The following is a 12,591-nucleotide window of genomic DNA, read 5'->3' on the forward strand; positions in this document are numbered from 1 at the left end:
ATCGCGCACGCTGCGACGCGCCCGCAGTCCAATCCGCTCTTTCTCCCCTCATTCCGGATCCTGCATGTTCTTTCGCAATCTCACGCTGTTCCGTTTTCCCACCGCGCTCGACCTGTCGGAACTCGACAGGCATCTCGGTGAATTCATCCTCAAGCCCGTCGGCCCGCTGGAGATGTCGTCGCGCGGTTTCGTCTCGCCGTTCGGCCGCGATGCGGAGGCGATGTCGCATCGCATCGAAGACGCGATCTGGCTGACCGTCGGCGGCGAGGAGCGGATCCTGCCCGGCGCGGTCGTCAACGAACTGCTGTCGCGCAAGCTCGCCGAGATCGAGGAGAAGGAAGGCCGGCGCCCCGGCGGCCGCGCGCGCAAGCAGATGAAGGACGACCTGCTGCAGGAACTGATGCCGCGCGCCTTCGTGCGTCCGGTGCGCACCGATGCGCTGCTCGATCTCGAACACGGCGTCTGCGCGGTGGACACGTCCAGCCGCAAGACCGCGGAGAACGTGGTCTCGGAAATCCGCACCGCGCTGGGCAGCTTTCCCGCGCTGCCGCTGAACGCGGAAGTCTCGCCGCGCGGCGTGATGACCGGCTGGCTGGCCGGCGAGCCGCTGCCCGACGGCCTGACGCTCGGCGAGGAATGCGAGCTCAAGGATCCGTCGGACCAGGGCGCGATCGTCAAATGCCAGCGCCAGGAACTGCTGTGCGACGAGATCACCAAGCATCTCGATTCCGGCAAGCAGGCGACCAAGCTGGCGCTGACGCTCGACGACCACGTCTCGTTCGTGCTCGGCGAGGATCTGGTGATCCGCAAGTTCAAACTGCTCGACGGTGCGATCGACCAGCTCGAAGGCACCGACAACGACGACATGCGCGCCGAACTCGATGCGCGCTTCGCGCTGATGAGCGGCGAGTTCAAGCGCCTGTTCACCGTGCTCGAGCGTGCGCTGAAGCTGTCGAAGGCCGAGTAGGCCGCGCGCCACCGCGTCGTCGTCGCCACGCCGGCGCGACGACGCGACCGCGCGCTCGCAGGCGCGACATCCATCGCCGCGCCCGTGCGTGCAGCGCATACAATTCGCGCATGCCGCTCCTGTCGCGCCTGTTGTCGCCGTCCCCCAAACCCGCGTCGGTCCAGCGCGACACGCTCTCCCTGCAACTGGCCGACGGCCGCGCGATCGACGTGCTGCGGGTCCGCGATCCGCGCGCACGGCGCATCCGCCTGAGCGTCAGCGAGCGCGGTGCGAGGCTGACCTTGCCGGTGCGCGCGAGCCTCGTCGCCGGTAACGAATTCCTGCAGTTGCATCGCGACTGGCTGGCCGCGCAACTCGCTGCGCACGGGCCCGCGCTGCCCTTGCGACGCGAGCTCACGACGACGCTGCCGTTGCGCGACGCGCAGCTGCCGCTGCACTGGCGGGGCGGGCGCTTCAGCCACGTCCAGGTCGCCGACGACGGCCTCGCCTTCCATGCGCCCGAGCACGCCGGCCCGGCGGCGCTGCAGCGCGCGCTGCGCGATTTCTACGAAGCCCAGGCGCGCAGCGATATCGCGCGCTGGCTGCCGGCCTATCTGCCCGGCCTGCCGCGGCCGCCGTCGCGGATCCGGCTCAAGGTGATGTCGTCGCAATGGGGCTCGCTGGCGCCCGACGGCACGCTGACGCTGGATCTGGCGCTGGTGCTGGGGCGTCCCGAAGCGTTCGAGTACGTGCTGGTGCACGAGCTCTGCCATCTGATCCACGCCAACCATTCGCGCGCGTTCTGGCGCGAGGTCGAGGCGCGCTGCCCAGGCTGGCGCGACGCGCGTGACTACTTCCACGCCGAAGGCCGCCGGCTGAAATCCGACCTGCACGCGCTGCTCGCGGCCTGAACCGCATCGGCGCTGGCCGCTCCACGCGGCGTGCGGCGTTGACCGGGAGGACGGCACACCGCCGTCGCATCCGGAGGTTCCGATGCCGCGTCCGTTCCGCTCCGCCGTCGCGTGCTGGCTGCTGGCCTGCGCGGTCGCGTGGCTGCTGCCCGCCTGCCAGCGCACCGACGCCGTGGCGAGCAACGCGCCGCCCGGCAGCGAGGTCATCCGCTTCGACCGCAACGGCGACCGCGTGCCGCGCGATGCCGCCGGCGCGTTCGCCGCCGGCCAGGCCCTGCTGCTGCCGCAGGAATTCCCGGACGATGTCTACCTGCCGGGTCGCTACGCGGTGCACAGCGTCATGGACATGCCGGGCGTGCAGGTGGTCAGTCTGTTCGCGCCGGGCGACGTCTCGGCGCTGTCGCGCGATGCGCGTACGGCGATGCAGCACGACGGCTGGACGCGGCGCATGGCCGCCCAGCATTCGGTCGACAACGCCGTCCTGGCGTTCGAGAAGGACGGGCGCAGCGCGCTGCTGGCGTTCAACCGCAACGTGCGCGCCGACGGCGTGCCGGATGCCGGCGTGATCGTCAGCGTGCAGTTGCAGGACCGCAGCGTGCTGCAGTAACGATGCGCTCAGCGCCGCAGGAAATCGCCGATCGCGTCGGCCACCGCGGCGGGCTGGTCCATGTGCAGATGATGCCCGCCGGGCAGCACGGTCAGCCGGCCGTCGGGCAGCAGCGCGGCGCGACGGCTGCGGTCGGGCTCGGGCAGATAGGGCTGCGCGGGATCGGCGAAGATCACGTGGGTCGGGCATTCGATGCCGGCGATCAGGGCATCGACCTGGCCACCGGTCATCCGCACCGCGGTCGGCACGGTCAGGCGCGGATCGCTGCACCACACGAACCCGCCGTCGACCGCCTGCACGCCGCGCTCGACCAGCAGGCGCGCGACGGGCTCACCGAGGGCGTTGACCCGCATGCGCGCACGGATCGGCGCATCGAGATCCGGGAACACGCGCAGCGGCCGGCCGCCGAGGCTGCGTGCCGACACCGTGGCCTCGCGCAGGCGCGGCACGGTCTGCGCTTCGGTTTCCGGCAATGCGCCCAGCGCCTCGATCGCGACCAGGCGCTCGATGCGCGCCGGCACCGCGGCGGCGATCAGGCTGGCGATGCCGGCACCCATCGAGTGGCCGAGCAGCGCGAAGCGGTCCCAGCCCAGGGCATCGGCGACATCGAGGATCTGGTGCACGGCGCCGATGAAGGTGTAATCAGTGCCGCGCGGCTGGTGCACGCTGCGGCCGTGCCCGGGCAGGTCCGGGGCGACGAGATCCAGCCCATGCAGGTGCGCGGCCAGCGGGACGAAGCTCGCCGCGTTGTCGAGCCAGCCGTGCAGGGCCAGGACCCGGCGACCGCCGATCGCGCCGAACCGCAGGCCGTGCACCGTGCCGATGCCGATCTCCGCCGAGAACGGCGCACCGGCCGGCGTCATCGCCATGCGGCGAGATCCTCGCGCACCAGCGCCGCCAGCGCCGCGGCATGCGCCGGCGCCTCGTTGAGGCAGGGGATGTAACGCAGGTGGCGACCGCCGTGCGCGTGGAAGATCTCGGCGTTCTGCAGCGCGATCTCCTCCAGCGTTTCCAGGCAGTCGACCGCGAAGCCGGGACAGACGACATCGAGATCGCGCACGCCGGCGTCGCCGAGCGCTTCGAGGGTCTTGTCGGTGTACGGCTGCAGCCACGGTTCGCGACCGAAGCGCGACTGGAACGTCAGCATCGCCTCGTCCTCGCGCAGGCCCAGCGCGCGCACGATCGCATCGCAGCTCGCGCGGCATTGCGCCGCATAGGGATCGCCGGCGTCCGACAGCCGCTGCGGAATGCCGTGGAAGGAGAACAGCAGGCGTTCGCCCCGGCCGTGGGCGTCCCAGTGGCTGCGGATCGATGCGGCGACGGCGTCGACCCACGCGGGATCGAGATGGTAGTCGGCGCGCATGCGCGCCCGGCCCGACGTGCCGAAGACGGCCTCGACGACGTCGCCGACCGAGGCCGTCGTCGTCGTCGAGTACTGCGGATACAGCGGCAACACCGCGACCTGCGTGCTGCCGTCGGCTTCGAGCGCCGTCAGCGCCTCGCGCAGCGACGGCTTGCCGTAGCGCATCGCATGGAGCACGCGCGCCTCCGGCATCTGCCGTTGCACTTCGCCGGCCAGGCGCGCGGTGTGCACCGCCAGCGGCGAGCCGTCGTCCATCCACACGCCCGCGTAGAGCTTGGCGACGCGCGGCGAACGGAACGGCAGGATCACGAAGTGCAGGATCGGGCACCACAGCCAGCGCGTCAGCGCGACGACGCGGTGGTCGTGCAGGAATTCGGCGAGGTAGCGGCGGACCGCCTTGGGCGTTGGCGCGTCGGGCGTGCCGAGATTGACCAGCACGACGGCCGGACGGGACGGGGGGAGCGGTGCGTTCATCGCCATAGGATGGCAGGCGCGCGCGGGCTTGGGCAGCGCGCGACCGCGCGGGCCGAACTCACCCGCGATTCATTCGGCCGTCACTAGCCTGAACTCCGCTCGCCCGTCCCTGTCTGTACCGTCCTGCCTGCGGCCTACGCCGCCCGGAGTCCGCATGTCCTCGACCTTCCGCCACCGCACCCTGCTGGCCCTCGCGCTCGGCGTTTCGCTCGCCGCCGGTCCCGCCGTCGCCGGCCCCACCGAGGATGCCCGCGCCCACAACGCGGTGCGCGTGCTCAACGAGATCCAGGCGATTCCCGAATCCGGCATCCCCGACAAGCTGCTCGACGAAGCGCGCGCGATCGTCGTCATCCCCGACACCATCAAGGCCGGCCTGATCATCGGCGGCCGTCGTGGCCACGGCCTGATGTCGGTCAAGACGCCGGAAGGCACGTGGTCCAGCCCGGCCTTCGTCAAGATCACCGGCGGCAGCATCGGCTTCCAGGCCGGCGTGCAGTCCTCGGACGTGGTGCTGGTGTTCCGCAACGAGCGCAGCCTCGAATCGATCGTCAACGGCAAGTTCACCCTCGGCGCCGATGCCGGCGTGGCGGCCGGGCCGGTGGGCCGCAATGCCGCCGCGCTGACCGACGGCCAGCTCAAGGCCGAGATCTGGTCGTGGTCGCGCGCACGCGGCCTGTTCGCCGGCGTGGCGCTGGACGGCGCGGTGCTGCAGATCGACGACGACGCCAACATGGCGGTCTACGGCAACACCACGACGCCGCGCGCGATCCTCGAGAACCGCCCGGGCCAGGCGCCGTCGGGCGCGGTCGTCGATTTCCGCGACCGCCTCGAGGAAGCCTCCGCGACCGCCCGCGTGGCGCGCGGCGGCAGTGCGGTACCGGTCGCCACGTCCGCCCCGGCGGCGCAGGTTCCGGCGGTGCGCGACGTGCCCGAAGCGACGACGCTCCCCGCGCAGCCGAGCGATCCCGCGCCGCAGGGCTTCGAGACGGTCACCGACAATCCGGCGCAGGTCGAACCGCTGCCCGAAGGCTGACCACACGCGCGGCAGGCGCACCGGCGTTCGCACGCGGTGCGGTATCCTGCCCGTCCACTCCACTCCACCGGACTCCGACATGGGCAGTTTCAGCATCTGGCATTGGCTCATCGTCCTCGTGGTCGTGCTGCTGGTGTTCGGTACCAAGCGCCTGCGTGGCGCCGGCCGCGACCTCGGTGAAGCGGTCAAGGGCTTCAAGAAAGGCATCCACGACGACGACGCGCCGGACCACCGGCTCGACGATCGCACCCGCGATGCCGACAGGACGTCCGACGAGACGCGCCGCGACGACAACGTGCCGCGCTGACGCGCGGCCCTCCACGTTCCGATGTTCGGTTTCAGTTCCGGCGAACTGCTGCTCGTCGCGCTGATCGCCCTGATCGTGCTCGGCCCCGAGCGCCTGCCCAAGGCCGCGCGCTTCGCCGGCCTGTGGATCCGCCGCGCCCGCGCGCAGTGGTATTCGGTCAAGTCGGAACTCGACCGGGAACTCGCCGCCGAAGAGATCAAGCGCAGCGTGCAGGAAGCGCAGCGTTCGATCGCCGATGTCAGCACCCAGCTGCGCGACGCCGGCGCGCAGGCGCAGCAGAGTGTCGACGCGCTGCGCGACGGCGGGCGTGCGCTGGTCGACGAGGCCGGCCGCATGCCGCAACCGGCCGGCCACGCCGCCCTCGACGCCGACGCCGACCGGCAGGCGCCGCAGCCGATCGCCGGTGACGTGACCGCACCGCCCGTTACGCCGCCCGCCATCTCCACGCCGCCCGACGCGCTCGCCGCGACCGGGCACGCTTCCCCCGACGACGACCGCAGGCCCGATGGCGACGCACGCTGAAGACGACACCGGCGACAGCAGCCTGATCCAGCATCTGGTCGAGCTGCGCTCGCGCCTGATGCGCGGGCTGGCCGGCACCGGCGTGGTGCTGCTGTGCCTGCTGCCGTTCGCCAACACGCTCTACGGGATGCTGGCCCAGCCGCTGCTCGACAAGCTGCCCGACGGCGCGCACCTGATCGCGATCGAAGTCGCGTCGCCGTTCTTCGCGCCGCTGAAGCTCGCGTTCTTCACCGCGCTGGTGGTGACGATGCCGTGGCTGCTGTACCAGGCCTGGGCGTTCATCGCCCCGGGCCTGTACCGGCGCGAGAAGCGGCTGGCGTTTCCGCTGCTGGCCTCAGCGGTCGCGCTGTTCTACATCGGCTGCGCGTTCGCGTTCTTCTTCGTGCTGCCGTCGGTGTTCAAGTTCCTGACGCTGGTGACGCCCGACGGCGTGGCGATCATGACCGACATCAACGCCTACCTGAATTTCGTGCTGGTGATCTTCCTCGCGTTCGGTCTGAGCTTCGAGTTGCCGGTGGCGCTGGTGATCCTGGTGCTGATGGGCTGGGTGACGACCGACCAGTTGCGCGAGGCGCGTGGCTACGCGGTGGTCGGCGTGTTCGTGCTCGCCGCGGTGATCACGCCGCCCGATGTCGTCTCGCAGCTGATGCTGGCGATCCCGATGTGCCTGCTGTACGAGGCGGGCATCATCGCCGCGCGTCTGCTCGCGCCCAAGTCGGGCGCCACGCGGCCCGGGGAATGACGACCGTCCCGCTGCTGCGCCGCTATGCGGCCTGGTCGCTGGACGCCGCCCTGCTCGGCCTGTTCGTCGTCGCGCTGTTGCACCGGCCGCTCGGCGCCGGCCTGCGCGCGGCCTCCGATGCGCTCGACGCGCTGGCCCGGGTCATGGCCGAGGGCATGGCTGTCGGCGCGCAGGCGACGACACCACCGCTGACGTTGCTGCAGGACTGGCTGTCCGATCCCGCGCTGCACGCCGCCGCCGGCGCACTCGCACGGGCGCTCGGCGGCCTCACGTGGCAGGCCACGCTCGCGTTCGCGCTGCTGTCGCTGCCGTATTTCGCCGTGTTCGAAGCCAGCCGCTGGCAGGCGACGCCGGGCAAGCGGTGGCTCGGGCTCCGGGTCGTCGACGACGACGGGCAGCGTCTGCACCTCGCGCGCGCCGCGCTTCGCCAGGCGGCGGGTGCGCTGTCGTGGCTCGGTCTCAACGTCGGCCATGCGATGGCGGCGCTGGCGCCGCGCCACCAGGCGCTGCACGACCGCATCGCCGGCGCCCACGTTCTGCGCGAGGACGCTGCGCCGTTGCCCGGCGCCGCGCAGTGGTGGCTCGCGCTGCAACTGCCCGCGTGTGTCCTGCTGCTGGCGCTGCTGTTGCGCCATGTCGACGGCGTGGTCGCCCCCGGCGTTGCCTCAGAGCTCGATCGAGCCGCTCGGCGGGCCGCCGGCGCCGCCCGGCGCGGGCCCGGCGGGTTCGACCGGTTCGCCGCAGATGTCGCGCCACAGGGCGTACATGACGCCGAACATGACGATGTACAGCACCAGCACCAGCGCCAGATAGAGCGGCAGCACGAGGAACGCGGCGATCGCCGGGTGCAGCAGGCTGGCGACGACGGTGATCAGGGTGACGACCATCGCGAACGCCAGCATCAGCACGACGCCGCCGGCCATCGACAGCACCGCGACCACGACGACAGGCAACGCATTCTTCAGCGCGCCGACCAGGCCGTCGGTGAACGCCTTGCCGACCGGCTCGCCGCCCAGCGCGACCTGGCCCAGGCCGATCGCGTAGACGATGGCGTAGTACAGGCCGAACAGCAGGCCCAGCGCCATCAGCGGGCCGAGCCCGGCCGGCGGCAACGGCAGGTCCGGCGGCGACGCCGGCGCGGACTGCCCGCTCATGTCCTGGCTGATCGCGAGGATCTGCATGTACCAGTCGATGACGCCTTCGCCGAACGCGCTGATCAGCGCATAGAACGTCGCGATGTAGAGCGCGCCCATCAGCAGGCCGAAGCCCACCAGGCGCCCAGCGCCCGCCTCGGCGGAGAAGGTCGCGAACACGTCGGTCGCCTTCGCCGGCTGGTTGCGCTCGACCCGGTCGATGACCCGCAGCACGCCGCCGATCAGCAGCGGATAGACGACGATCGACAGTAGCGAGGTGGCACCGATGACCATCAGCTGCGACTGCGCGTCCAGGCCCATCGCCTGCTGCAGGACCAGTTGCAGCACGCTCGGCACCAGCGCCAGCGCCGAGAGGATCGCGATCGCGCCGTAGACCGCCTTCGGGTTGCCGCGGCCGACGTTGACCGCCTGCACGAGCCACCGCCAGCCATGGCCGGCACCCACCGTCCGAGTCGTCATTCCAGGAATTCCAGTCGAAGTGCGCGCAGCCCCGCGCCGCGCGGGCGTCATCGTACTGCATGCGCTGCAGTCGCCCACGCCTGTGACTGCCTCCGGAGGGCGGAGCCGCGGTAGGACAGCATGGCTCGTGTGTCGTTCGAGTGGTGCGTGGCACTCCTGCCTGCCGGAGACGAATCGCTCGGCCTGGGGCCTTGCCGGCGGGCAGACCGAGACAGGGGCGATCCACCGCGCGCGCCGGAGACGCGGGCCCGACGCGGCGATCCGGTCCGCCACGCGGCACCTTGAAGCGTGCGCTGCCAGATAGTGCGCAGGGACGGCGCGTCACACCGAACCGCGATGCGGCTCCCGCACTACCCTCCGAACGCGCTCTTCAAGGCGTTCACCAGTCCGCTGTTGTCGACCAGCCGGCGCATCACCACTTCGACGAACACGCCGAGCATCAGCAGGATGATCGCCGTCGCCAGCCACGCCTTGATCGGCATCGTCAGCGCGAACACGTTGAGCTGCGGGGCGTAGCGGTTGACCAGGCCGAACGACAGGTCGATGACCAGCAGGATCACCATCGCCGGCGCGGCGAGCAGCAGCATCGCGGTCATGAGGTAACTGAACTGTCCGACGAACAGCGCCATGCCGCTCATGCGGATGTCGGGGAAGAAACTCATCACCGGCCAGACGGTGTAGCTGGTCATCAGCAGGTCGAGGAACACCAGGAACGCACCGCTGGCCATGAACAGCCACGTCGCCAGTTGCGACAGGAATTCGCCGTGCAGCGAGGTCTGGTGGCCCTGGATCGGATCGAAGATCTGCGCCATCGCCATGCCGACCTGGGTGTCGATGATGTTGCCGGCAGAGCTGATCGCCCAGAACACGATGCCGTAGCAGAAGCCGATCGAGATGCCGATGAAGGTTTCCTTCAGCACGATCGCCGACCAGTGCGCGGTGCCGGCCGAATCGATCGGCGGCGCACCGGCGAGCGCGATCGGGATCGCGACGATCGCCAGGCTCACCATGAAGCTGTTGCGCACCATCGCCGGCACCGTTTCGGTGGTCAGCAGCGGCAGCATCAGGAAGGCGCCGGCGACGCGCGGCAGCGTCAGCGCGAGCGCCAGCATCGGGTTGCTGCCGAAGTCCATCAGCGGCGCGCGCTGAGGCCGGGGAAATCGAGGAAGATGCGGTCGGCGAACACGTACAGCGAACCGCCGATCAGCGAGCCGGTGACGAAGAGCATGATCACCACCGTCACGAACTTCAGCGCGTAGGGGAAGGTCTGCTCCTGCAGCTGCGTCGCCGCCTGCAGGAACGCGACCACCAGCCCGACCAGCGCGGCGGCGGCGACCGGCGGCCCGGACAGCAGCAGCACCAGCCACAACGCCTCTTTGGTGAATTCCAGCACGTCGCTCATGACGTGACTCCATAGGTCAGCACCAGGCCGTGCACGAGCTTGGCCCAGCCGTCGATCAGCACGAACAGCAGCAGCTTGAACGGCAGCGACACCGTCGTCGGCGACAGCATCATCATGCCGAGCGCGAGCAGGATGTTGGCGACCACAAGATCGATGATCAGGAACGGCAGGAAGATCAGGAAACCGATCTGGAACGCGGCGGTCAGCTCGCTGACGGTGAAGGCGGGGACGATGACGATGAAGTCGTCCGGCGTCATGCCGCCGCGCCGCTCGGGCGGCAGCATCCGCTGCACGCTGCGCAGGAAGAACGCGCGCTCGGCATCGCTCGAGTGCTGGATCAGGAACGTCCGCAGCGGCTCCTTGCCGGCGTCGATCATCGTCAACAGGCGGTTGGTGTCGAAGGACGTGCCCATCGGCGAGCCGGATGGCGCGGGCGTTCCGGCCGGCGTCACGATCTCCTCGGCGAGGCCCTGGGGCGGCGGGGCGGCGGCTTCCGGCGGATCGGCGCTCGAGCCGCCTTCGACGGCGGCGAACATCGGATCCGGCGCCGGGCCCGCGGTCTGCGCCTGCGCGGCGGCCTCGGCTTCCAGACCGTCGGCAGCGGCCGGGCTGGTCGGCACGTCCTCGAGCGTCGCCGCCTGCGCGGCCTCGCGTTCCTCGGGCCGGACCGCGATCGCCTGGCCTTCACGGATCGCCTGCTGGCGCGCGCGCGCGTCGATCTGCTGCTGCACCGACGCCGGCGGCGGCCGGCCCTCGAGCCGCGCGTTGACCGCGTCCTGCACGTCGAGGATCACCGGATACATCACGTAGATCGACAGCACGATCGCCAGCCCGTTGATGACCACGTTCGGCGGCACCTGCTGCAGGCCGAGCGCGTTGCGCAGCAGGCTCAGCACGACGACGATCTTGGTGAACGAGGTCACCATCACCGCCACGAACGGGGCCAGCGCCAGGCTGACCACCGTCACCAGGACGAGGGCGGGCGAGAACGTGCTGAAATCCATGCCTCAGCTCCAGGACAGCAGGCGGACCCCGAGGGTATCGCCGACGGCGACCAGCTCGCCCTGTCCGGCGACGCGACCGTTGGCACGGATCGCGACGTTGGCGCCTTCGAGGTGCGCCGGCAGCGCGAATACGTAACCCGGCTGCAGGCCGGCGAGTTCGCCGAGCGTCAGTTCGACCTGGCCGAGGTCGAAGTCGACCTGGACCGGCAGCGTCGCGGCGGGATCGGCAGGGCTGGCGGACGTGTCGTCGTTCGGCGCGTCGGGCGCGGCGTCCTGTTGCGTCATCGGGGCAGTCTCCAAACGGGAAGGGGCGGAACGGGCATGGACCGGCGCGGGCGCGGCAGGGCCGTCGACGCGCCAGCCCTCGGCGGTCTGGCGGACCGGCCAGCGGCGGCCGACGGCCTCGGCCACCAGCGGCGGCAGGCGGACATTGCCGGCCAGCACGACGTCGCCGGGACGCAGGCTGCGGAAGTCGGCCACCGGCAGCGGCGGCACGGTGAGGGCGATGCGGACCGCGGCGGTCAGCTGGCGCCAGGCGCCGAGTTCGGGCGCGCCGCCGGGCTGGGCGCGCGTGCGCAGCAGGCCGAGCCAGTCGACCGGCAGCCGCAGCGTGCCCGCCAGCGCCGGCGCATCGCCGGTGGCGGGCAGCGAGAAGTCGAGCCAGACACAGTCGGCCGTCGGGGCGGGGTCCGCGTCGACCAGCGGCAGCAACGAGGTGCCGAGCGCGTCGCTGAGCCGCATCAGCGGCGCCTCGTGCGCGAGGCTCCAGGCGAGCACGCGGGCGCGCCCCTGGTAGTCCTGCCAGTGCAGCGCATCGTCGGCGGCGGCCGCGTCGCCCGAGCGCAGCCACAGGCCGAGACGGCTGCCTTCGGCGTCGAGTTCGACCCCCGGCGCATCGCCGGGCGGTCGCCGCGCCGTCTGCAGCGACAGCCGGGTGTCGCCGGCCGGCCAGTGGCGGGCGCGATCGTGGAATGTGCGCAGGGCCTCGACGAGGGCGGCCGACACCTGCGGCAGGCGGCCGCGGAGCGAGGCCGGGGCAGGCGATGCGGGGCGCGGCGCGAGTGCGGAATCAGCCATGGCCGAGCGCCACCTTCATCAGTTCGGGCAGCGAGCGTACCCCGAGTTTGTTCATCATATTGGCTCGATGCAGTTCGACGGTCTTGATGCTGATGCCGAGGATGTCGGCAATGATCTTGTTGGGCTTGCTGGCGACGACGAGGTCGAGCACCTGGCGCTCGCGCGGACTCAGTTTCGCGAGCGCCGCGCCCTGCGGCGATCCCGCCTGGACCCGCTCGCGGCTCAGCGCGGTGCGGATGGCGTCAATCAGCGCGTCGTCGCTGAAGGGCTTCTCGAGGAAGTTCGAGGCGCCCTTGCGCATCGCTTCCACCGCCAGCGGCACGTCGCCGTGCGCGGTGACGAACACCAGCGGCAGGGTCGAGCCGCGCCGCAGCAGTTCTTCCTGCAGCTGCAGGCCGCTCATCTCGGGCATGCGGATGTCCGACACCAGGCATTCGCCGTCGCCGTGGCGGGTGTTGTCGAACACGGTCAGGAACGCCGCGCCGGATGCGAAGGCGCGCACCTCGAAGCCGGCGGTCTCCAGCAGCCACGCGGTGGAGTCGCGGAAGCCGTCGTTGTCGTCGACGAGATAGACACAGGTGCCGGTCATG

General features: G+C 71.0%; 15 protein-coding genes and 1 pseudogene. 8 read left to right on the plus strand and 8 right to left on the minus strand.

Features of this window, described 5'->3' with window-relative positions:
* The first annotated feature begins 64 nt into the window (after positions 1 to 64).
* The 3 genes from CJ022_RS07960 to CJ022_RS07970 all read left to right on the plus strand — a co-directional run bounded on the left by CJ022_RS07960 (position 65) and on the right by CJ022_RS07970 (position 2,464).
* Positions 65 to 967 (plus strand): recombination-associated protein RdgC, encoded by a 903-nt coding sequence (locus CJ022_RS07960; RefSeq protein WP_101926121.1) that lies wholly within the window; start codon positions 65 to 67, stop codon positions 965 to 967.
* 110 nt (positions 968 to 1,077) lie between these two features.
* Positions 1,078 to 1,857: a M48 family metallopeptidase gene (locus CJ022_RS07965; RefSeq protein WP_101926122.1), complete on the plus strand. Its 780-nt coding sequence runs from the start codon at positions 1,078 to 1,080 to the stop codon at positions 1,855 to 1,857.
* Positions 1,858 to 1,939: 82 nt separating this feature from the next.
* Positions 1,940 to 2,464, plus strand: coding sequence for a hypothetical protein (locus tag CJ022_RS07970; RefSeq protein WP_101926123.1), 525 nt, complete (start codon positions 1,940 to 1,942; stop codon positions 2,462 to 2,464).
* A gap of 8 nt (positions 2,465 to 2,472) precedes the next feature.
* Here the strand turns inward: CJ022_RS07970 and CJ022_RS07975 are convergent, their stop codons facing one another.
* The gene (locus CJ022_RS07975; protein WP_101926162.1) at positions 2,473 to 3,327 is read right to left on the minus strand and encodes an alpha/beta fold hydrolase; all 855 of its coding nucleotides are present in this window, start codon (positions 3,325 to 3,327) and stop codon (positions 2,473 to 2,475) included.
* Complete coding sequence (gene hemH / locus CJ022_RS07980; RefSeq protein ID WP_101926163.1) at positions 3,324 to 4,301, minus strand: ferrochelatase; 978 nt, start codon at positions 4,299 to 4,301, stop codon at positions 3,324 to 3,326. The genes CJ022_RS07975 and hemH overlap by 4 nt, the downstream gene beginning before the upstream one ends.
* A gap of 154 nt (positions 4,302 to 4,455) precedes the next feature.
* Here hemH and CJ022_RS07985 point away from each other — a divergent pair, with 154 nt between their 5' ends.
* From CJ022_RS07985 to CJ022_RS17445, 5 genes and pseudogenes are all read left to right on the plus strand, one after another.
* On the plus strand, positions 4,456 to 5,334 hold the full coding sequence (locus CJ022_RS07985) for a lipid-binding SYLF domain-containing protein (protein ID WP_101926124.1): 879 nt from the start codon (positions 4,456 to 4,458) through the stop codon (positions 5,332 to 5,334).
* A gap of 79 nt (positions 5,335 to 5,413) precedes the next feature.
* A complete protein-coding gene (tatA, locus tag CJ022_RS07990; protein ID WP_101926125.1) occupies positions 5,414 to 5,641 on the plus strand; it encodes a Sec-independent protein translocase subunit TatA in 228 nt (75 codons plus the stop codon).
* Positions 5,642 to 5,662: 21 nt separating this feature from the next.
* Entirely contained in the window at positions 5,663 to 6,163 is a 501-nt protein-coding gene (tatB, locus tag CJ022_RS07995) for a Sec-independent protein translocase protein TatB (protein ID WP_101926126.1), read from the plus strand.
* The gene (tatC, locus tag CJ022_RS08000; protein ID WP_101926127.1) at positions 6,147 to 6,905 is read left to right on the plus strand and encodes a twin-arginine translocase subunit TatC; all 759 of its coding nucleotides are present in this window, start codon (positions 6,147 to 6,149) and stop codon (positions 6,903 to 6,905) included. The genes tatB and tatC overlap by 17 nt, the downstream gene beginning before the upstream one ends.
* Positions 6,902 to 7,372, plus strand: a pseudogene (locus tag CJ022_RS17445) (RDD family protein); the annotation flags it as partial. The gene tatC and the pseudogene CJ022_RS17445, both read left to right, overlap by 4 nt.
* A gap of 198 nt (positions 7,373 to 7,570) precedes the next feature.
* On the opposite strand, the gene CJ022_RS17450 reads toward CJ022_RS17445, so the two are convergent.
* From CJ022_RS17450 to CJ022_RS17680, 6 genes are all read right to left on the minus strand, one after another.
* Positions 7,571 to 8,518 carry a hypothetical protein gene (locus CJ022_RS17450; RefSeq protein ID WP_233198654.1) on the minus strand — a complete coding sequence of 316 codons (948 nt, stop codon included), beginning with the start codon at positions 8,516 to 8,518 and terminating at the stop codon, positions 7,571 to 7,573.
* Between the two features lie 350 nt (positions 8,519 to 8,868).
* Positions 8,869 to 9,651, minus strand: a complete 783-nt coding sequence (sctT, locus tag CJ022_RS08015) for a type III secretion system export apparatus subunit SctT (protein ID WP_101926129.1) — start codon at positions 9,649 to 9,651, stop codon at positions 8,869 to 8,871.
* Positions 9,651 to 9,920: a type III secretion system export apparatus subunit SctS gene (gene sctS, locus CJ022_RS08020; RefSeq protein WP_101926130.1), complete on the minus strand. Its 270-nt coding sequence runs from the start codon at positions 9,918 to 9,920 to the stop codon at positions 9,651 to 9,653. The genes sctT and sctS overlap by 1 nt, the downstream gene beginning before the upstream one ends.
* Positions 9,917 to 10,924: an EscR/YscR/HrcR family type III secretion system export apparatus protein gene (locus CJ022_RS17675; protein ID WP_284700103.1), complete on the minus strand. Its 1,008-nt coding sequence runs from the start codon at positions 10,922 to 10,924 to the stop codon at positions 9,917 to 9,919. The genes sctS and CJ022_RS17675 overlap by 4 nt, the downstream gene beginning before the upstream one ends.
* Before the next feature lie 3 nt (positions 10,925 to 10,927).
* Complete coding sequence (gene sctQ, locus CJ022_RS08035; protein ID WP_101926131.1) at positions 10,928 to 12,001, minus strand: type III secretion system cytoplasmic ring protein SctQ; 1,074 nt, start codon at positions 11,999 to 12,001, stop codon at positions 10,928 to 10,930.
* Positions 11,994 to 12,590 (minus strand): response regulator transcription factor, encoded by a 597-nt coding sequence (locus CJ022_RS17680; RefSeq protein ID WP_101926132.1) that lies wholly within the window; start codon positions 12,588 to 12,590, stop codon positions 11,994 to 11,996. Before CJ022_RS17680 ends, sctQ begins: the two co-directional genes overlap by 8 nt.
* Between the last annotated feature and the right edge of the window lies 1 nt (position 12,591).

It is taken from the genome of Luteimonas rhizosphaerae, from assembly GCF_002849595.1.
In the GTDB taxonomy this organism is placed as follows: Bacteria; Pseudomonadota; Gammaproteobacteria; order Xanthomonadales; family Xanthomonadaceae; genus Luteimonas; species Luteimonas cellulosilyticus.